Annotated in this window: 15 protein-coding genes and 1 pseudogene; 12 read left to right on the forward strand and 4 right to left on the reverse strand. The window is 58.5% G+C overall.

Features of this window, described 5'->3' with window-relative positions:
• Window positions 1-135 precede the first annotated feature (135 nt).
• The 9 genes and pseudogenes from lysX to CPPEL_RS08625 all read left to right on the forward strand — a co-directional run.
• Window positions 136-3,303: pseudogene (gene lysX, locus CPPEL_RS08585) on the forward strand (bifunctional lysylphosphatidylglycerol synthetase/lysine--tRNA ligase LysX); the annotation flags it as partial.
• A complete protein-coding gene (locus CPPEL_RS08590) occupies window positions 3,296-3,709 on the forward strand; it encodes a DUF2752 domain-containing protein (RefSeq protein WP_123960725.1) in 414 nt (137 codons plus the stop codon). The pseudogene lysX and the gene CPPEL_RS08590, both read left to right, overlap by 8 nt.
• Window positions 3,710-3,833: 124 nt before the next feature.
• Window positions 3,834-5,462, forward strand: coding sequence for an acyl-CoA carboxylase subunit beta (locus tag CPPEL_RS08595; protein ID WP_123960726.1), 1,629 nt, complete (start codon window positions 3,834-3,836; stop codon window positions 5,460-5,462).
• Between the two features lie 43 nt (window positions 5,463-5,505).
• Window positions 5,506-5,772, forward strand: a complete 267-nt coding sequence (locus CPPEL_RS08600) for an acyl-CoA carboxylase subunit epsilon (RefSeq protein ID WP_123960727.1) — start codon at window positions 5,506-5,508, stop codon at window positions 5,770-5,772.
• A gap of 187 nt (window positions 5,773-5,959) precedes the next feature.
• Window positions 5,960-6,970, forward strand: coding sequence for a LacI family DNA-binding transcriptional regulator (locus CPPEL_RS08605; RefSeq protein ID WP_123960728.1), 1,011 nt, complete (start codon window positions 5,960-5,962; stop codon window positions 6,968-6,970).
• A gap of 118 nt (window positions 6,971-7,088) precedes the next feature.
• Entirely contained in the window at window positions 7,089-7,994 is a 906-nt protein-coding gene (locus CPPEL_RS08610; RefSeq protein ID WP_123960729.1) for a ribokinase, read from the forward strand.
• Window positions 7,985-8,587 carry a Maf family protein gene (locus CPPEL_RS08615; RefSeq protein WP_123960730.1) on the forward strand — a complete coding sequence of 201 codons (603 nt, stop codon included), beginning with the start codon at window positions 7,985-7,987 and terminating at the stop codon, window positions 8,585-8,587. Before CPPEL_RS08610 ends, CPPEL_RS08615 begins: the two co-directional genes overlap by 10 nt.
• Window positions 8,588-8,664: 77 nt before the next feature.
• Window positions 8,665-9,072 carry a DUF3151 domain-containing protein gene (locus tag CPPEL_RS08620; RefSeq protein WP_123960731.1) on the forward strand — a complete coding sequence of 136 codons (408 nt, stop codon included), beginning with the start codon at window positions 8,665-8,667 and terminating at the stop codon, window positions 9,070-9,072.
• A gap of 4 nt (window positions 9,073-9,076) precedes the next feature.
• On the forward strand, window positions 9,077-9,409 hold the full coding sequence (locus CPPEL_RS08625) for a DUF2200 family protein (RefSeq protein ID WP_123960732.1): 333 nt from the start codon (window positions 9,077-9,079) through the stop codon (window positions 9,407-9,409).
• Here the strand turns inward: CPPEL_RS08625 and CPPEL_RS08630 are convergent.
• The 3 genes from CPPEL_RS08630 to CPPEL_RS08640 all read right to left on the reverse strand — a co-directional run bounded on the left by CPPEL_RS08630 (window position 9,396) and on the right by CPPEL_RS08640 (window position 14,843).
• Window positions 9,396-11,462, reverse strand: coding sequence for an acyltransferase family protein (locus CPPEL_RS08630; RefSeq protein WP_123960733.1), 2,067 nt, complete (start codon window positions 11,460-11,462; stop codon window positions 9,396-9,398). The two genes, CPPEL_RS08625 and CPPEL_RS08630, sit on opposite strands and share 14 nt — an antisense overlap.
• A gap of 126 nt (window positions 11,463-11,588) precedes the next feature.
• On the reverse strand, window positions 11,589-13,658 hold the full coding sequence (locus CPPEL_RS08635; protein ID WP_123960734.1) for an acyltransferase family protein: 2,070 nt from the start codon (window positions 13,656-13,658) through the stop codon (window positions 11,589-11,591).
• A 126-nt stretch (window positions 13,659-13,784) separates the two neighbouring features.
• A complete protein-coding gene (locus tag CPPEL_RS08640) occupies window positions 13,785-14,843 on the reverse strand; it encodes a Cj0069 family protein (RefSeq protein ID WP_123960735.1) in 1,059 nt (352 codons plus the stop codon).
• Between the two features lie 544 nt (window positions 14,844-15,387).
• Between CPPEL_RS08640 and CPPEL_RS08645 the strand changes: the two genes are divergently transcribed.
• From CPPEL_RS08645 to CPPEL_RS08655, 3 genes are all read left to right on the forward strand, one after another.
• Window positions 15,388-16,257: a sulfurtransferase gene (locus CPPEL_RS08645; RefSeq protein ID WP_123960736.1), complete on the forward strand. Its 870-nt coding sequence runs from the start codon at window positions 15,388-15,390 to the stop codon at window positions 16,255-16,257.
• Window positions 16,258-16,648: 391 nt separating this feature from the next.
• Window positions 16,649-18,430 carry an acetyl/propionyl/methylcrotonyl-CoA carboxylase subunit alpha gene (locus CPPEL_RS08650; protein ID WP_123960737.1) on the forward strand — a complete coding sequence of 594 codons (1,782 nt, stop codon included), beginning with the start codon at window positions 16,649-16,651 and terminating at the stop codon, window positions 18,428-18,430.
• A 134-nt stretch (window positions 18,431-18,564) separates the two neighbouring features.
• Complete coding sequence (locus tag CPPEL_RS08655; RefSeq protein ID WP_123960738.1) at window positions 18,565-18,966, forward strand: hypothetical protein; 402 nt, start codon at window positions 18,565-18,567, stop codon at window positions 18,964-18,966.
• Window positions 18,967-18,975: 9 nt separating this feature from the next.
• Here the strand turns inward: CPPEL_RS08655 and CPPEL_RS08660 are convergent, their stop codons facing one another.
• Entirely contained in the window at window positions 18,976-19,296 is a 321-nt protein-coding gene (locus tag CPPEL_RS08660) for a YbjQ family protein (protein WP_123960739.1), read from the reverse strand.
• Window positions 19,297-19,316 lie beyond the last annotated feature (20 nt).

The raw sequence follows: 19,316 nt of genomic DNA on the forward strand, positions 1-19,316 counted from the left end.
CAGTGGGTGTTGTTGGGCTTTTTCTGCCCGATTCCTTTGGTTTAGGATTGTTGTTTAAAATCGTTTCCCAATTGATCGGATACCATGCGTCTTTTGCAACGCCCGGAAAGAATTCTGCCGGGATATTTTTTCCTCAGCGCACTCATCGTGGTGTTCATCCGCCTGTTCGGACACCTCCACTGGGCCGAAAAAATCGGCGCGGCCTTAAATTACATCTTCCCCGTGGTGGGATCGAGCTACCTCACGGCGCTCTTTTTGGTGGTCACAGCCCACGCCCTGGTGCGCCACAAGCGCCTCGGCTTCTGGCTTGCCGCGGCATTTTTTGGCGTAGAACTCCTCAGTGCTGCGTTATTGCTTGGCAGCGCCGCCTTTGCGTTTGAAGATCTCCAGCCCTATTTGGGCGTAGAAGACCTCATCCAAATCAGCATCTTGGCTGTGGTGCTCTTCGCACTCCTTGTCATTTTGGTGCGCGCTCGCGCTACGTATAGCGGCCCGCTTTCAGAGGCCGCCTTCCGCCGCGCCTTGCTTACTGCGGTGGTTGGCATTGCGCTTACGGCCCTGCTGGCGCTGCTTGTGGGCTTTTTCTTCGCAGATGAGCACCCCACATTTAGCCGCTTGCTACGCCAGCTCACCTTGTCTCCTGATGATTACATCCCCGAAGTGCAGTTCGTCTTAGGCCTTGGTGCTTTGCTCACGCTCGTGGCCTCGGCTGCCGCGCTGCTTTTTGCCCGCGCAAGAACACAATTCCAGGGCTTAGACCAGGAGCTTGCGCTGCGTCGGCTGTTGCTTGATCAAGATGAGCAGGATGCTGATTCTTTGGGTTATTTCGCCACTCGCCGCGATAAGGGCGTGATTTTCTCCCCCGATGGCAAGGCTGCGGTGGCGTATCGCAATGTGATGGATTCTTGCCTTGCGGCCGGCGATCCGGTTGGCCCGCGCGATCACTGGGATGCTGCCATCCACGCCTTTCTTGAGTTTGCAGATCAGCAGGGCCTGGCACCAGCCGCCATTGGTACCTCGAGGGATGGTGCTGCTGCCTTTGCCCGCGCGGGTATGAAGGTGCGTGCCCTCGGTGATGAATCAGTGGTGCACGTTGATCGCTTCCGTTTGGATAGCCCCAAGCTTGTCGACGTCCACCGTAGCTATCACCGCCTGCTCGGCGAGGGCTATAGCGTTCGGATTCGTCGCCATAAGGATCTCAGCGACCAAGAAATGCAGCGCCTGATCGGTTTTGCTGATCGCTGGCGCCAAAACGGCGAAGATCGCGGTTTCTCCATGGCCCTTGGGCGCCTTGGCGATCCACTCGATGGCGATTGCGTGATGGTCGAGGCGCTCGATGCCGAAGGCCAGACAAGGGGTTTGCTTTCTTTCGTGCCCTGGGGCCGTACTGGTCTTTCCCTGGATGTGATGCGCCGCGACCTAGAACAGGCCGCCAATGGTGTTACCGAGTTCATGGTGGCAGCACTGTTGATGGGTGCCAGGGAGTTGGGCGTGAAGCGTGTTTCGCTGAACTTTGCCTTCTTGCGCGAAACCATCGCCGCTGGCGAGGACGTTGGCGCCACGATGCCCCAAAGGATTAGCCGCTGGGCTATTGCGCTGATGTCGCGCAAGTTCCAAATTGAGCAGCTGTATCGCTCGAATATGAAGTATGACCCGCAGTGGCTCACCCGCTATCTGTGCTGGCGTGATTCCAGCGACTTGGCTGCCATTGCGGTAGCTCTTGGTCTTGCCGAAGGCCAGATCTCTATCCCCCTTGCCAGCGATGGCGCTCGCGAGCAGCCGATCTACCAGGCGGCTAATCCTCAGATTGTCGAGTTCTTAAGCCACGCTCAGCCCAGTATTCCTGAGCCTCATTACCCTCAGCAGGTCAAGCAGAAGATGCAGCGCCGTGAGGCGATTTTGGCCGAGGGTGAAGATCCCTACCCCACCGATTTCCACCGCGAGCAGCGCCTTGCAAGCCTGGAAGGCCTTGCACCTGGCACTCGCGTGTGCACGGCTGGCCGCGTGATTGGCCGGAGTGATCATGGTGGCGTGCAGTTTTATCGCCTGCGTGATTGGGATAGTGAATTCCAGGTGCTCATCGAGCGCGACCAGGTGGGAGCACAAGCACTTCGTCGCCTGAAATTCGATATTGCGCTTGGCGATCATGTGGGTGTGGAAGGCATCATCGGTGCCTCTCGCAACGGCACCCCGAGCGTGATCGCAGACAGCATTCGCCTTACCTCTAAGGCCTTAAGGCCAGTGCCTCGCACTGCGCCTACGGATGAGGAGGTGCGCGTGCGCCAGCGCTACCTGGATTTGATCAGCAACCCCGAGGCGCGAAGGATCCTGCAAACCCGCAGCGCAATCATCCAGGCAGTACGCGATACCTTGCTTACACAGTCCTTCTTAGAAGTTGAGACTCCGCTGCTACAAACCATCCACGGTGGTGCGAATGCCCGGCCGTTCCGCACCCACATCAACGCCTATAACCTCGATTTGTATCTGCGCATCGCCCCTGAGCTTTATCTCAAGCGCCTCATGGTTGGTGGCGTGGATCGGGTGTTTGAGATCGGCAGGAACTTCCGCAATGAGGGTGCCGATGCCACGCACAACCCGGAATTCACCATGTTGGAGGCCTACCAGGCCTATGGCGATTACAACTCGATGCGCGAATTAACCCGCACCATCGTGCTTAACGCCGCTATGGCAGCCAATGGGCATACCCGCATCCAAGGCACAGGCCCTGATGGGAAAGAACATGAGGTAGATCTTTCCCGCCCCTGGCGCGTGATCAGTGTGCACGAGGGCATTGCCGAGGCAACTGGGCTGCCCATTACTCCCGATACCCCCATTGAGCAGTTACAAGATCTGGCCGAAACCCACGGCATTGACCATGCCGGGCTTTCGCGCGGGGCCTTGGTGATTGAGTTGCACGAGGAGCTCAGCGAGCAATTCGCCATCGAGCCCACCTTCTATATTGATTTCCCCACCGATGTCTCGCCGCTAACTCGCCAGCACCGCAAGGATCCGCGCGTGGCAGAGAAATGGGATTTGATCTGTTTTGGCGCCGAGGTTGCCACGGCCTATTCGGAGTTGATTGATCCGGTGGTCCAGCGCGAGCGCTTTATGGAGCAATCGCTGCTTGCTGCCGGTGGTGACCCAGAGGCCATGGAGGTTGACGAGGACTTCCTCAAAGCCCTGGAGTACGCCATGCCGCCCTCGGGCGGTATGGGCATGGGCATCGACCGACTGGTGATGATGCTCTGCGATAAGAACATCCGCCAAACCATCGCCTTCCCCCTGGTTAAACCAAATGGCTAAAACCTTCGCCAGCGCCACACTCCCCCTGCTTGGCCTTGCCGGAGCCACGGGGGCAGCGGTGGTGTTGCTGCGCCTGGCCGATCCCACCACCCCCGGCGGCCCGATCCCCGTGTGCCCCTCCAAAACCCTCTTTGGGCTGTGCTGCCCGCTTTGTGGGGCATCAAGGATGGTGTACGCGCTCAGCGAAGGCGATCTGGTCCAGGCCGCGCACTTTAATGCCCTACTGCTGCTCTTTGTGCCGCTTATGGCATGGAGTGCTATTGCTTGGGCTTTTCGACGCTCCGGGCGTGATCTTCCAAGCTGGGAGCGCTGGCCGGGTGCGCTCACCATGGTGATCAGCGCTGCAATGATATGGTTTCTTCTTAGAAACTTGCCGTTTCCGCCCTTCGAGATCCTGTGGGTATGAGCGCGCAGGACGTCGAAAAGCTACCCCCACGCTATACCCCCAAAATGTGGAACTTTGGGGGAAGCCGGGTTGATTTTCTTAAACCGTTCACAAATTCGTGGGTCGCTCCCTAAACTTAGAAAGCATGACCGCCGCTATGAAGACTGACTCTGGCCAAGCTCCGGACCTCACCACCACCGCAGGCAAACTTGCCGACCTCCGCGCCCGTATCGCCGAAACTGAAGCCCCCATGGGCCCGGCATCGGTGGAGCGCGTGCACAAGGCAGGCAAAAAGACCGCCCGCGAACGCATCGAGTACCTCCTCGACGAGGGTTCCTTTGTTGAGGTAGACGCGCTGGCCCGCCACCGCTCCAAGAACTTCGGCCTCGACGCCAAGCGCCCCGTCACCGACGGTGTGGTTACCGGCTACGGCACCATCGACGGCCGTAAGGTCTGCGTATTCTCCCAAGACGGCGCCGTGTTCGGCGGCGCGCTGGGCGAGGTGTACGGCGAAAAGATCGTCAAGATCATGGACATGGCCATCAAGACCGGTGTGCCACTGATCGGCATTAACGAAGGCGCAGGCGCCCGCATCCAAGAAGGTGTGGTCTCCCTGGGTCTGTACTCGCAGATCTTCTACCGCAACACCCTCGCATCCGGCGTGATCCCCCAGATCTCCTTGATCATGGGCGCTTGCGCAGGTGGCCACGTGTACTCGCCGGCCCTGACCGACTTCATCATCATGGTGGATAAGACCTCCAAGATGTTCATTACCGGCCCCGACGTGATTAAGACCGTGACCGGCGAAGAAGTCACCCAGGAAGAGCTCGGTGGTGCCCACACCCACATGGCCACCTCCGGTACCTCCCACTACACCGCCTCCGACGACGCCGACGCCCTGGATTGGGTACGCGACTTGGTTGGCTTCCTGCCCTCCAATAACCGCGCCGAGGCTCCCCGCGAGCCCGCCGAGATCATGGTTGGCTCCATCAAGGACAACGTCAACGAGATTGACCTTGAGCTCGACACCCTGATTCCGGACTCCCCGAACCAGCCTTATGACATGAAAGACGTCATCACCCGCGTGCTCGACGATGGCGACTTCTTCGAAATCCAAGAAGGCTACGCAGGCAATATCCTCATCGGCTTTGGCCGCGTAGAAGGCCGCAGCGTTGGCGTGGTTGCAAACCAGCCCACCGAATACGCAGGCTGCTTGGACATTAAGGCCTCCGAGAAGGCCGCACGCTTCGTCCGCACCTGCGATGCATTCAACATTCCGATCATCGAGTTCGTGGACGTTCCCGGCTTCCTGCCTGGTACCTCCGAGGAGTACGACGGCATTATCCGCCGTGGCGCCAAGCTGCTCTACGCCTACTCCGAGGCCACCGTTGGCAAGATCACCGTGATCACCCGCAAGTCTTATGGTGGCGCCTACTGCGTGATGGGCTCCAAGGACATGGGCGCAGACCTGGTGCTGGCATGGCCAACCGCGCAGATCGCCGTGATGGGTGCATCCGGCGCCGTGGGCTTTATCTACCGCAAGGAGCTCAAGGCTGCTGCGGCAGAGGGCAAAGATGTGGCAGCGCTAGCCAAGGAATACGAGAAGGAATACGAGGAGACCCTCGTCAACCCCTACATGGCTGCAGAGCGCGGCTTTGTAGACGCGGTGATTCCGCCGAGCGAAACCCGTGGCCAGATCATCGAAGGCCTGCGCTTGCTCGACCGCAAGGTGGTTAACGTACCTGCCAAGAAGCACGGTAATATTCCGCTATAAAACAATCCACGGCAAGCGAGCAATAAGGAAAAGAAGGTATCGCATGGCTGAAAACACTGAGGCCACCCAGGCCGAGCAGGCCGCAGACAACGCCGAGAAGCCCGCGCGTCCTTTCCTCAAAGTGATCAAGGGCAACCCGGATGCCACCCAGGTGGCAACGCTTACCACCCTGTTTGCAGTGATGGCAGACCAAGCCGCCGGTGCACAGCAGGAAGAACGTGAGCGCAACATGTGGGGCGACATCTCCGAACAGCTCTCTCGCCCCTCCACCTTTAACCCCAACGCCTTCCGCAACGTCCAGTTCTACTAAGCAGGACATTAAAAAAGGCCAGGGCCTACCCGCACACCGCAGTCGCAGCACTGTTGCGCTACGGTGTGTGGGTTTTTTGTGCGTTACAGCAGATTCGCTGCACTAAAAAGTCTCCATACCAGCACAAAAAGGTTAAACTTATAGCCACCCAGTGCTTGTGAATACGATAAGACTAAGGGACCCCCTCATGACGCACACCCCCTTCCAACGACGTCGCCCCACCACCCTCAAAGACATTGCCAATGAAATTGGTTTGTCTGTTAGCACGGTCTCGCGCGCCCTCGCAGATAACCCCGCTATTGCGGAGGAAACACGCGAAACCGTGCGCGAAGCAGCCAGGCGCTTGCGCTACCGACCCAATAACCAAGCAGCGTCTCTTCGCAAACAACGCACCAACATCATCGGCGTTGCCATCCCTGATATTGAAAACCCCTTCTTTGCCACCCTTGCTTCTGCCATCCAGCACAGCGCGCGGGCAAAGGGATTTTCCATCTTGCTAGGCAATACCGAGGAAGATCCAGAGCTTTTAGCAAGCAGCATCGAGATGTTTGCTAACCAGCGAGTCGACGGCATGATCGTGGTTCCCCACGGAGAAACAGAAGCCATCTTTGAAGATGCCGTTGACGAGGGCATCCCCATCGTCGCCGTCGACCGCCGCTTAGATATCGCCACGGTGCCCTCGGTGGTATCGGATCCGGCACCCGGATTTGCCGCGGCCATGGACGCGGTGTTGGCCAACCCCAATGCCACCATCGGCTTTTTGGCAGGGCCTCAAGATACCTCCACCGGGCTCGAACGCTTTAAGGTGATGCAGGCTTTGGCCAAAGAGCGCGGCGTTGATTTACATATTGAACACGGTGGTTATAACCAACGCGATGGCTACAAAGGCACGGTGGCCATGCTTGATGCCGGCGTGAACGCCGTTATCGGCGGCGATGCCATGCTTACCATGGGTGCGGTGCAAGCCCTGTGCGAGCGCAGCATCGCCATTGGCAAGGACTGCGCCTTAGTTGGTTTTGATGAGCTACCCATGTTCTTGTATCACAATCCCCCGCTGAGCACGATTGACCAGCAGGTATCGAAGATGGGCCACGAGGCCTTTGAGCTTTTACACGAAATGCTCAGCGGCCAGCACGTCCCCGAATCGAAGGTGCTGCCCACCATCATGCATGATCGCGGCTCTACCACCTTGGCCTAGATACTCGTGTGAATCCTCATCCACGCATGGTGCAGGCTGTGCTTGGGCTTGCTTGGCGTAGGCGGTAGCGTAACAGCCATAGAACTAAGGCACTTTCATGCTGAACAGAGGAGCACCTATGCCCACCTTGACTGTGGTTGGATCCATTAATGCCGACCTCGCGGTGCACGTCCAACGCCACCCCAACCCTGGAGAAACACTCCTTGGTTCAGGCGGAAGCATTTCTCCTGGTGGCAAGGGCGCCAACCAAGCAGTAGCGGCGGCACTACAGGGCGTGGATGTCAGCTTCGTAGGTGCTGTGGGCGAGGATGCCTATGCCGCTGCTGCCCTGGCTCTGTTAGAAGAATCCGGGGTTAATCTCGCTGGGGTGCAACGCCTTGAAGGTTCTACTGGTTTAGCCGTGATCACCGTGGCTGAGGATGGAGAAAACGCCATCATCGTGATCCCCGGTGCCAATGCAAAGGTTGATCCTGCCTATGTGCGCAAGCACGCCAAGACCATCGAAGAAGCCGATCTGCTCTTGTTGCAGGGAGAAATCCCTGCCGATGCTTTTGCCCAGGCCGTCGCCTTGGCCTCTGGGAGGGTAGTAATCAACCTTGCCCCCGTGGTAGAGGTGGACGCCCACGCGCTTTTGCAGGCTGATCCCTTGATGGCCAATGAGCACGAGGCTGGGTTGATTTTGGAGCAATTCGGCGCAGAGGCCACGGGATCACCCGAAGCATTGGCCCAGCGCCTGCTCGATCTTGGCTTCGCTTCAGTAGTACTCACCTTGGGTGCTCAAGGCGCGTTGGTGGCCGATGGCCAAGGGCTTACTCCGGTGGCCTCTCCGAAGGTCGATAGCGTTGATACCACCGGCGCAGGCGATGCCTTTGCCGGTGCATGCTGTGCGGCGTTGCTCAAGGGTGAAGATTTACGCGGCGCTGCCGCCCACGCCGTGCGCGTTGCCGCCTATTCGGTGACTGGGCACGGTGCACAGACCTCCTACCCCAATCAAGATCAGGAGCTGCCAGGCCAATGCGTTTAGTGCTTGCCTCTTCTTCTCCATCGCGGCGCTCGATTCTTTTGTCTGCTGGCGTTGCCCCAGTGATCGCCCCTGCTGATGTGGACGAAGATGCCATTATCCAAGACCTCGGCCATGCCCCTGCCGCCCAGGTGGTGCAGGCCTTAGCCACCGCTAAGGCCGAGGCGATCGCACCGCAGTACCCAGATGCCGTGGTGCTTGGCTGCGATTCCATGTTGTTGTTGGAAGGCGAATTGCAGGGCAAGCCTAAAACGGTAGAAGCCACCATCAAGCGTTGGCAGCAGCAGCGGGGCAAGCAAGCCACCTTGCTTACTGGCCATCACCTTCTCAGCCCCGCCGGGCAGCGCAGCTTCGTGCGCGAAACCACCGTGCATTTTGCCCAGGCAAGCGATGCCGATATTCGAGCCTATGCCCAAAGCGGGGAGCCTTTGCAGTGCGCGGGTGCCTTTACCCTTGAGGCCATCGGCGGGTGGTTTATTGATCGCATCGAAGGCGATCCCTCCAGCGTGATCGGCCTTTCCTTGCCAGGATTGCGCGAGGCTTTGTACTCCTTGGGCTTTGATGCCAGCGATTTTTGGAACCACGCCGAGGCTTAACGCTTGCTACCTGCTCGGTGCACACGGCGATTGCGCATGCTGGGCTCAATTCGCTTAGGCATGCCACAATGGCTGGCATGACCAAATTCAACGACATGCTCGCCCCCGATCCCCTGTACTTGCCAGAAGATGCCAGCGCCACCCCATCGTGGAGTGCGGCCTTAGAGTTTCCTTGGTCGCCCGCTATTTGGTCTGGCCTTGCCCTTGCAGCGATTGAGCAGGCTCAGAGCGAGCAGGAGCGCGTGCACGCCTACGCCCTGGCGCGCACCGGCTATCACCGTAGTTTGGATCGCTTGCGAGCCAATGGCTGGAAGGGTTGGGGCCCGGTGCCTTATGCCCACGAGCCCAATCGTGGGGTGCTCGCTTCTATCGCCGCCTTGGCGTTGGCTTCGCGCATGATCGGTGATGAGGAAGAATACGATCGTTGCCGCCAGATGCTCAGCGACGCCGACCCGGACTCGGTATCTGCCCTGCTAGAGGCATAGCCTCATGGCCTTTGATCTCACCGCAATGAGCTTTGGCGAGCTCTATCCCCTCTATCTGGCCAAGGTGCAAAGAAAAGGCAGAAGCGAAGCTGAACTGCGCGAGGTTTTAAGCTGGCTTCTAGGCCAAGAAGACCTCGAGGCACTGCATACTCAAAGCCTTGGCCAGCTCTTTAGCCAAGGCAGCCTGCGCCCCGAGGCCAAGCTCATCCGTGGGACTGTCTGCGGGGTTCGGGTCGAAGAAATCAGCGATCCGGTAATGTGGGGGATCCGCTGTGCCGATAAGCTTGTCGACGAACTAGCTAAAGGCAAGCCGCTCGCAGCAATCAAGCGCTCTTAGCCTTTTCCACCAATGGGCGCATTTGCTCCCACAACAGCGGCACCGTGGATCGCGCGAAATCATCGGAGATGTGGTTGCCATCGCGATAGACGTAGATATTGCCAATCACCGGCGGGCAGAAGCCGTCTTCGCACACCAGCTTTGAGGTATCAATGCCGATCTGTGTGTCTCCATCGAAATACTCTTTGGAGGGATCTTCTGGAGCGTAGAATTCAGCCTCCGGCTTCCCGCACTCAATCAAATCGCCCGTTTTATCAAAGCACTGCGAGACCTTCTTGCCCTTACCGCCAGGCAGGATAAACCAGGGGTTATCCCTGAGGCCAATAAAGGGAATGCCGAGGGTATCGAGGTATTCCCAGAAGGTTGGGTAGCTCTTTGGTACTTCATCAATAAAGTGATCAAGCTCTAAGAGTGGTCGGGTGGAATTCGATACCACGAAGTCTGGTTCGTCTTCTGCGATGCGCTCCATCACCACGGAGTTAAAGGTCTGGCAACTGCTGCTAAAGACCCCATCGAGTTCCTCTTTAAAAGCCGGGCAGGATTGGCGCACAAAGGGCAAGACCTTGAAGTGATGTTCTTTGCCAAGCTGATCCATGGCAGCCATCCACTGCTCTGCATGCGAACCTCCAACGAGGAAGGCCGTTGTATCGGCATCTTTATCACCGAAGGTACAATCATCGGGTTTCTTGTCATAGGGCAAGACCGTGGGATCGCTATTGGCCCAACTCATGCAGCCTTTGGTCCAGGCAGGGCCTACCGTTTCGGCCAACAGGTATGGGTCTGGTTTCGGTTCCGCCTGCGGTACGCGCGCACCATCGAGTGCCATGGCCCCTGGGTAGACGCGCGGATCCAAACGATAATCGGATAGCGCCTCAACCTCGTCTGCCCATTCTTGGGGGATAAAAATCGCAGTGATGCACAGCCCCACAACCACAAGCCCGCCGAGGGCACGCAACAGCCCCTGAGGGCGAACCACGGAGCCAAATGCCCTGCGGATGCGCTTATCGCCAACAGCAGGCCTGCGGGCGTGCTGCATGAAGGGCTCTTCAACAAAGATGTGCGTGAGGTGCGCCAGCGCCACAGAGCCAACGACCACCAAAATGCCGAGCCACACCGGCGGCACCGGCTCGTTGATGTGCGCGGTGATCACAATGAGCAACGGCCAGTGCCACAGATACAGCGGGTAGGCGATGCGGCCAAGGTAGCGCATGGGTGCAGAGCCGAGCACTCCCCCGCCACGGCCGGCGATAATCACCAGCGCTGCGCCGCCGAGCGGATACAGCGCCGCGGGACCTGGAAATTGGGTGGCGCCATCAAAGATCCACCCGGTGCTTAGCACCATGATCACGCCGATGATCGTGAGCAGCCTGCGCAGCCAGGTAGGCATTGCAAGATTGGAGCAATAGATCAACAGCACCGCACCAAGGGTCAACTCCCACATGCGCGACCAGGTTGAGTAGTAATTCAACTGGCTATTGCTAGCGCTAAAGGCATAGAACATTGAGGCGCCGGTGGCGATGAGCAAGGGGATGCCTGCGACGATTTTCAGGCTCAGCAACTTCTTGCGAAAAATCGCCGCCAGGAAGGTGGCAAAGATGATGGCCAGAAGATAGAACTGCCCTTGCACCGACATCGACCACAGGTGCTGCAGTGGGCTAATCGACGCCGAGGCCGCGCCATAGCTTTGGCCCTGCCAGAGCAACTCCCAGTTTTGGTAGTAGCCCATCGAGGCGAGCATCTGCGCGCCGATATCGGCCTGCTTGAGCTCAGGGGTAAGGATCGAGATGCAAATGGCGGTGCTTAACAGCACCACGATGAGCGAAGGTACGAGGCGACGAATCGCACGCCACAGCGGCCACCAGGGATTGAGCTTGGCGTTGGGCTTTTGGGCATAGCGCAATTGCGAGCCGAGAAAGAAGTAGCCAGACAGCAACAGGAATACGTCGACGCCGCCGGAGACTTTGCCAACAAAGACGTGAAAGATCACCACGAAAGCGATGGCGATACCGCGAAGACCATCCAGGTCATAGCGGTATTTCACGTTTTCAGGCATGAGGGGCTACGTCCTTTGCAACAAATGGTGGGGTGAGCTCAATGTAGGTAGCAATGGCGATATTGCCAGATTGCATTGTTTCTTATTTAGCGCTGCATTTCCAAACGGTTGCCGAAAAGGCGCCTATCACTTCTTATTCTTGATGGATTCCACCAGATCGCGCATCGACTCCCACACCTGTTGCTTGGCAGACATCGCAATGGCGTTGGTCAGGTGATTATCGTCGCGATAGACGTAGATATTGCCCAACACCGCCGGGCAGTTCTCCTCATCACAAATCAACTCCGAGGTATCGATGCTGATCTGTTCTTCAGGGTTTGGCAGCAGCGCAAGGGAAGGATCCTCTTCGCGGTAGAACACCGCGCGCGGGGTGCCGCAGGCCTCGGCATCACCAGTATCGGCGGCGCACAGCGCACCCATGCGCGGGGTGCCATCCGGCTCGCGCAGCCAAGGATTGTCGCGGAAGCCCACCATGGGGATACCTAGTTGGTCGAGTTCACGCCAGAAGCGCACATAGCCATCGGGCACGCCTTCCATAGGCTCATCAGGCTGCCATGTGGGGCGCGTGGTGGTGGTGATGACGAAGTCTGGGCGATCTTGCTCGAGGCGATCGAGAAGGTGTTCGTTAAAGCGCTCGCATTCTTCGTCGACAAGCCCTTCCTCATCCAAGGTTGCCGGGCAACCCTGGCGCAAAATCGCCACCACCTTAAAGCCATGCTCCTTGCCTAAGGCATCGAGGACCTGCGTCCACTGATCGGTATGCGAACCACCGATGGCATAGGCAGTGACCTTGGAGCGGGTATCACCAAAGGTGCAATCCTCGGGGCGTTCATCATAGGGAACGTAGTCGGGATCGGCACTTTGCAAAGCAACACACCAATGCGCCCACGCAGGGCCCACCCTGCGCGTGAGGCTATAAGGATCAGGCGCCCATTCGGCATCGGGCACGGACTTACCTTCTAGCTCCCGAACGCCTGGATACACCGCTGGATCTAAACGCACGGTATAAAGCTGTTCTACCTCTGCAAGCCAAGCCCTAGGCACAAAGGCTGCCGCGATGCAGGTTGCCAGCATCACGGGAATCGCGCTGGCGCGCAGCGCACCGGTGGGGGTTTTCAGCGTGCGCAGGGCTTTGCGCACACGCAGCTCTCCACGAAGTGGACGCCCGGCATGTTGGCGCAGTGGCTGCTCGATCCAGATATGCGTCAATTGGGCCAGCAGCACCGAGACGGCAATGATGGCCAGGCCCGTCCACACCGGAGGTGTGGGATCATGGCTGACGTTCATCACCACGATCAGCAAAGGCCAGTGCCAGAGATACAGCGGATAGGCAATACGGCCAAGCCAGCGCATAAAACCAGAGGCGAGCAAGCCATAACCATTGCCGCCAATAATGATCAGCGCTGCACCACCGATCGGATACAGGGCTGCAGGGCCTGGGAATTGGCGCGCTCCGTCGAAAAGCAAACCGGTGGATAGCACCATGAAAAGGCCTACCCCGACCATCACCTTGCCTACCTTGGGTGCGATGCGCCACTGGGAGCAAAACAGCAATAGCACCGCACCGAGGGTGAGCTCCCACATGCGCGAGAAGGTGGAGTAGTAATTGTGCTGCCAATCGGTGGCGGTAAAGGCGATGAACATCGAAATAGACGTCACCACCAGCAGCGGCAGGCCCGCGATCAGGCGGGCATCCATGCGACGACGCCGCACCACCAGGCCAACCAGGCACGCAAAAACGATGGCGAAGATATAGAACTGGCCTTGAACTGCCATAGACCACAGGTGCTGCAAGGGGCTTACTGCATCTGAGGCCGCGTTATATGCCTGGCCTTGGGTGATCAGCTCCCAGTTTTGAAAATATCCCAGCGAGGCGATGAATTGATACGCGATCGTCATTTGGCGCAGGCCAGGGGTAAAGGCACTGATCAGCACCAAGGTGGCCACGAGCACCACCACGAGCGTGGGATAAAGGCGGCGAATCGTTCGCCACAGCGGCCACCAGGGGTTGAGCGAGGCCTCGGTGCGGTAGGCGTCTCTGAGTTGGGAGCCTAGAAAGAAGTAGCCCGAAAGAAGGAGGAAGACGTCGACGCCGCCGGAGACTTTGCCAACGAAGACGTGGAAGATCACCACGAAGGCGATGGCGATACCGCGTAGACCATCAAGGTCATAGCGATAACGGGCGCTTGAAGACATCTTTTCCTTTTGAGTTACTTAGCAATGCACAGGATTGTCCAACCCATCATTTTGGCTGTTAATGGGCAAAAAGGAAAATTCCTCCCCATGACGTATTGGGGAGGAAAATTCGTGCGCGGCTTTGTTTTAGGCGTGCTTTGCCTCGACGCGGCCGATAGCCTCTTGAGCCACCAGTTCCTGGATGCCCATGTCCAGCTCGGAGGTAAAGCCCACGCAGGAGCAGTTGATCTCGCCCAGCACGTAGGTATCGGAGCCGTCTTCTGCATCAGCCAGCATGAAGTCTGCGGTCCAGATCAGCGGGATGTTGTCGCCACCGAGCTTTTCTGCAATCACGGGGCGGGCATCGGCGAACATGTCTACCAATTCCTGCCATGCCTCTGGCTTGTCGTAGGTGTACTTTGCGCCGGAGAACAAGGTGGCAGAGAAGTTGTCGCCGCCAGCAGCAGGCTTCTTGTGCACCACGAAGACGGGGTGGGGGCCTACGAGCAGGATGCGGATTTCGCCTTCGACGATGCGAGGCATGAAGCGCATGTCTACGAGCATGCCGTTATCGCCGATGATGTACTGATCGCAGAAGTCCATGAACTCGCCCAGCTCGCGAACCTCGGTGTGGTTATCCACGGCCTCAGTGCACTTGAGCTTGGTATCCAGCGGCAGGGCGGTGCCGGGCTCGACGGATGCGGCCAGTTCTTTATCTTCAAGCTGGACGCGCCAGATGCCGGAGCCGGTGGAGCCGCGGTTCTGCTTGAGCACGCGCTCACCGTAGGAAAGGGAGGTGGGGAAGGTCTTGTGGAACTCTTCAACCTCGTAATAGGCGTGGGTATCTTCGGGCACCAGGTCGGTCTTGTTCAGCTTGACCAGGGCGTCCTTAGCGCCATAAGCCATCATCTCTTCCGGGGTGGACATGCCCACGAGGCCGGCCTCGGAAAGCTTGGTCAGCAGCTCGAAGTAGCCCTTCTCGCCACCGGGAATGTTGCCGGGGTTCACACGAGAGATGTATGCGTCGAAGTTCTTTGAGACGTACTCAAACAGGGCCTCAGACCACTCGGGACGGTAGTACACCACCTCGGAGTGCCAGCCCTTTTCCTTGATCGCGTTCACGATCGGCATGGTGTCCTTGCGGTGGCCGTCGAAGTACTTGTCGGAGCCGCCTTCGACCTCAAATACGACAATGCTCTTGTGCATACGTGTGAACCTTTCCTCACAGCTCATAGTTGTTGATCACCGTGCCAGGGGACGCTGTTTACCCGCTGAGCACAAATATGTCCTTGCGATCATGCACGTGACACCACTGGGGGCGCACGAGGAAGGCTTCAGCCACGCTTGACTGCGGTGTTGCCGAGTTCACAGCGCACTACAGCCTCCACCACTCATCGTATTCAGCAGGAAGTGACAAGCCCGGCCATATAGCCAAATAGTTAGGAAAGACACACAGCCAAGGTTTTGTCTGCCCCGATACACCCAGCTCGCCGGCAAAGAAAGGTGCATACACCACCCCAAACGGGTGGGGACACGCCATGGCCAACCACGAAAACCCGCCCTGCAATCAGGCCGGAACTACCCCTGCAGCCACCCATTTCCATGCGTCAAAGCATCGAAACTGAAGAAGATAGGCATTACACTTTGGCACGTAGTAGCAAGTTCCGTGCACCCGCATATCGTGATGCGCTTTGCACGTCGATGCATATACAGCACGAAGAATGAACTCCCGACGGCAGAAAGGCCACCCATGCCGCTTCCACTCGACCCCAACCCGCAATTCGAGCAATACGCACACCCCGAGCGCCTCGTTTCTGCCTCCTGGCTTTCTGCCCGGCTCGGCTCCCCCGGGTTGCGCGTGGTGGAATCCGACGAAGACGCCCTGCTTTACGATATCGGGCACATCCCTGGCGCAGTGCGCATCGACTGGGCCAAAGACCTCAACGATAAAACCATCCGAGACTTTATCGACGCCGACGCCTTTGCCAAGCTAATGGACGAAAAAGGCATCGCCGCCGATGACACGGTGGTGGTGTACGGAGATAAGTCGAATTGGTGGGCCGCGTTTACCCTGTGGATTTTCGAGCTCTTTGGCCACAAAGACGTTCGCATCCTCGACGGCGGCCGCGATGCGTGGATGGCCGAAGAACGCGATACCTCCTATGCCGTGCCGGACTACCCCGCCAGCAACTATGAGGTAAGCGAACACAACGAAGCCCCCTCGCGCATTTTTGTTGACGAGATTCGCAGCAGGCGCGAAGAACTCACCTTGCTTGATGTGCGAAGCGAAAAAGAATTCGCCGGCCGCACCAGCGAGGAGTATCCCCAAAGCAATGTCAGCCGCCACGGACACATTCCTGGCGCCCGCAATATCTCCTGGGAGCACTCCACCCACGCCAATGGGCGATTCCGCGACTTCGAAGATCTGCAGCAGACCTTTAAAGATTTTGAAAAAGAAGAAGACATCGTGGTCTATTGCCAGGTCGGAGAGCGCGCAGCACACTCCTGGTTCGTGCTGAAGTACCTCTTGGGGTATCCGAATGTGCGCAACTACGACGGCGGCTGGGTTGAGTGGGGCAACATGGTGCGCATGCCTATTGCCACCGAGCCCTCGGCGTAGCGCGCGGCTGCCAGGGCGCGGCTTTGGCTAGGGCGCGGCTCCAAGGCCCTGGAGCCGCAAGGCGCGGTAAAGCGTTCTATGCCCCTGCATAGCCAATGCCGTGTATCATTTTCCCTACAAAAGAATACTTGCTGCAGATTCTTTCCTGACAAGGCCATACACATGTGCCCAGGGGCGGGTGCGGGATGAAACTTCACCACGGTGAAGCACCCCACATTTGCCACCTTCATGGAAGAATATGCCGCGATACCCCCGATATGGCGGTAAGTACCAAATTTCAACGCTGAAAAATGCCCGAAGCTTCACCCGTGCAAGCTACGCTGGTATGCGTACTACCGCCACTAACGCATCGCGATTGTCGTTGCGAGATAACTTACTTAGGAGAGCTTGAGTGTCTGTGGAGAACCGAAAGATTACAAAGGTCCTCGTTGCTAACCGCGGCGAGATTGCTGTTCGCGTGATTCGTGCAGCTCGCGACGCAGGCATCGCGAGCGTTGCCGTTTATGCAGAACCCGACGCAGACGCCCCCTTTGTTGCAATGGCAGACGAGGCTTTTGCGCTTGGCGGCCAGACCTCTGCCGAGTCTTACCTCGTCTTTGACAAGATCCTCGACGCCGCTAAGAAGTCCGGCGCTGACGCTATTCACCCCGGCTATGGCTTCCTTTCGGAAAACGGCGACTTTGCCGAGGCCGTCATCGAAGCTGGCCTGATCTGGATCGGCCCCTCGCCGAAGTCCATCCGCGAATTAGGCGATAAGGTCACCGCACGCTCCATCGCGCTGCGCGCCGAAGCCCCCATGGCCCCCGGCACCAAGGATCCGGTAAAGGATGCCGACGAAGTGGTGGCATTTGCCGAGGAGCACGGCCTGCCCATCGCCATTAAGGCAGCCTTCGGCGGCGGTGGCCGCGGCATGAAGGTGGCCTACAAGATGGAAGAGGTCGCCGATCTTTATGAGTCCGCCACCCGCGAGGCTGTTGCAGCCTTCGGCCGCGGCGAGTGCTTCGTGGAGCGCTACCTGGACAAGGCACGCCACGTGGAGTGCCAGGTGATTGCCGATATGCACGGCAACGTTGTGGTGGCCGGCACCCGTGACTGCTCCCTGCAGCGTCGCTTCCAGAAGCTCGTGGAAGAAGCACCGGCTCCCTTCCTCACCGATGAGCAGCGCAATGAACTGCACGAGTCTGCAAAGCGCATTTGTAAAGAGGCTGGCTACTACGGTGCCGGCACCGTTGAGTACCTGGTGAGCTCCGATGGCCTGATCTCCTTCCTCGAGGTCAACACCCGCCTCCAGGTGGAGCACCCCGTAACCGAGGTCACCACCGGCCTTGACCTGGTGCGCGAGCAGTTCCGCATTGCCGAGGGCAAGGAACTGCACCTGAAGGAAGACCCGAAGCCTCGCGGCCACGCCTTCGAGTTCCGCATCAATGGCGAGGACGCAGGCTCGAACTTCATGCCTGCTCCCGGCAAGATCACCAAGTACATCGAGCCCGCAGGCCCCGGTGTACGCATGGATTCCGGCATTGTTGAAGGCTCCGTCATCGGCGGCCAGTTCGACTCCATGTTGGCCAAGCTCATCGTCTTCGGCGAGACCCGCCAGGAAGCACTTGAGCGCTCCCGCCGTGCCCTTGGCGAGTACGTGATCGAGGGCATGCCCACCGTGCTTCCCTTCCACGCACACATCGTTGAAAACCCCGCCTTCGTTGGCGATGGCGAGAAGTTCGACGTGTACACCAAGTGGATTGAGGAAGAGTGGGAGAACCCCATCGAGCCTTATGTCGACGCCGACGACGTGGAAGAAGAAGAGTCCGTGCCTTCACAGAAGGTGGTCGTTGAAATCGACGGCCGTCGCGTCGAGGTAGCACTGCCCGGCGATCTTGCCCTCGGTGGCGGCAATGGTGCCGCTAAGAAGAAGGCAAAGAAGCGTCGCTCCGGCGGCTCCAAGGCAGCCGTATCCGGCGATGCCGTAGCAGCGCCGATGCAGGGCACCGTGATCAAGGTGAACGTTGAAGACGGCGCCGAGGTCAACGAGGGCGACACCGTGGTCGTGCTCGAAGCCATGAAGATGGAAAACCCCGTGAAGGCACACAAGTCCGGTGTTGTAGCCGACTTGGCTGTAGCCTCCGGCGAAGGCGTAACCAAGGGCCAGGTGCTCCTGGAAATCAAGGACGCCTAAGCCAAAAGCCATACCCAAAGGCCCCGCCTCGGCGGGGCCTTTGGCCTTTACTCACCCGCCTATGGGCTGAGCTAGATAAACAGTGTTCAATTTCGCATGCGCCCTATGCTTGGATCCCCATAGAATTGAGCACTATGAAGCCAATGGAAATCAACGGCGGACGCTTTTATGTACGCCCGCTCCACGATGACGACCGCATTGATGATCGCCCAGCGCTCAGCCAGATCCCCTTACCTGAACATTTACAAGACTTCTCCCCCGAACTTTCGCGTAAGCAATGGGAAGAAGACACCCGCTATACCTGGGCTGCCTGCGAGCAAACATCGGTAGACATGGTGGCATTGGTGGTGCTGGACTTGGAACACACCCCGGCAACGATCAGTGCCTACTGCGTGGGAGATCCCGACCGGGTACTGCCCAATGATCCGGTGTTGGTACGAAAAACGGTGGCCGATGGCGCCAAAGAAGGCGCGGCCACCGTGGAACGTTGGGCCAAAGGCTACTTAGGCATCGAGCAGATCACCTCGAACCTCTAGCCCCTAGCGCTAGCGCAACCGAACTGCCGTGCCGGTGGCCGTCACCATCAACATGTCGCTGTGGCTGCCGAGCGCGGCATAGTCGAGCTCTACTCCCACCACTGCATCGGCGCCGAGTTCATTGGCCCGATTGACCAGTTCTGCCAAGGCGCTTTCACGCGCTTGGACCAACTCCTTTTCATAGGAGCCGGAGCGCCCGCCAACAAGGTTGCGAAAGCCGGCGGTGAAGTCTTTCACCAAATTAATACCGGCCACCGTCTCGCCTGCCACCACCCGAAGGTATTGGCTAATCTCTCGGCCTTCCACGCTGTGGGTGGTGGTAACGATCATCTGTGTTGCTCCTTTGTTGC

Origin of the sequence: Corynebacterium pseudopelargi (genome assembly GCF_003814005.1) — a bacterium.
GTDB lineage: Bacteria > Actinomycetota > Actinomycetes > Mycobacteriales > Mycobacteriaceae > Corynebacterium > Corynebacterium pseudopelargi.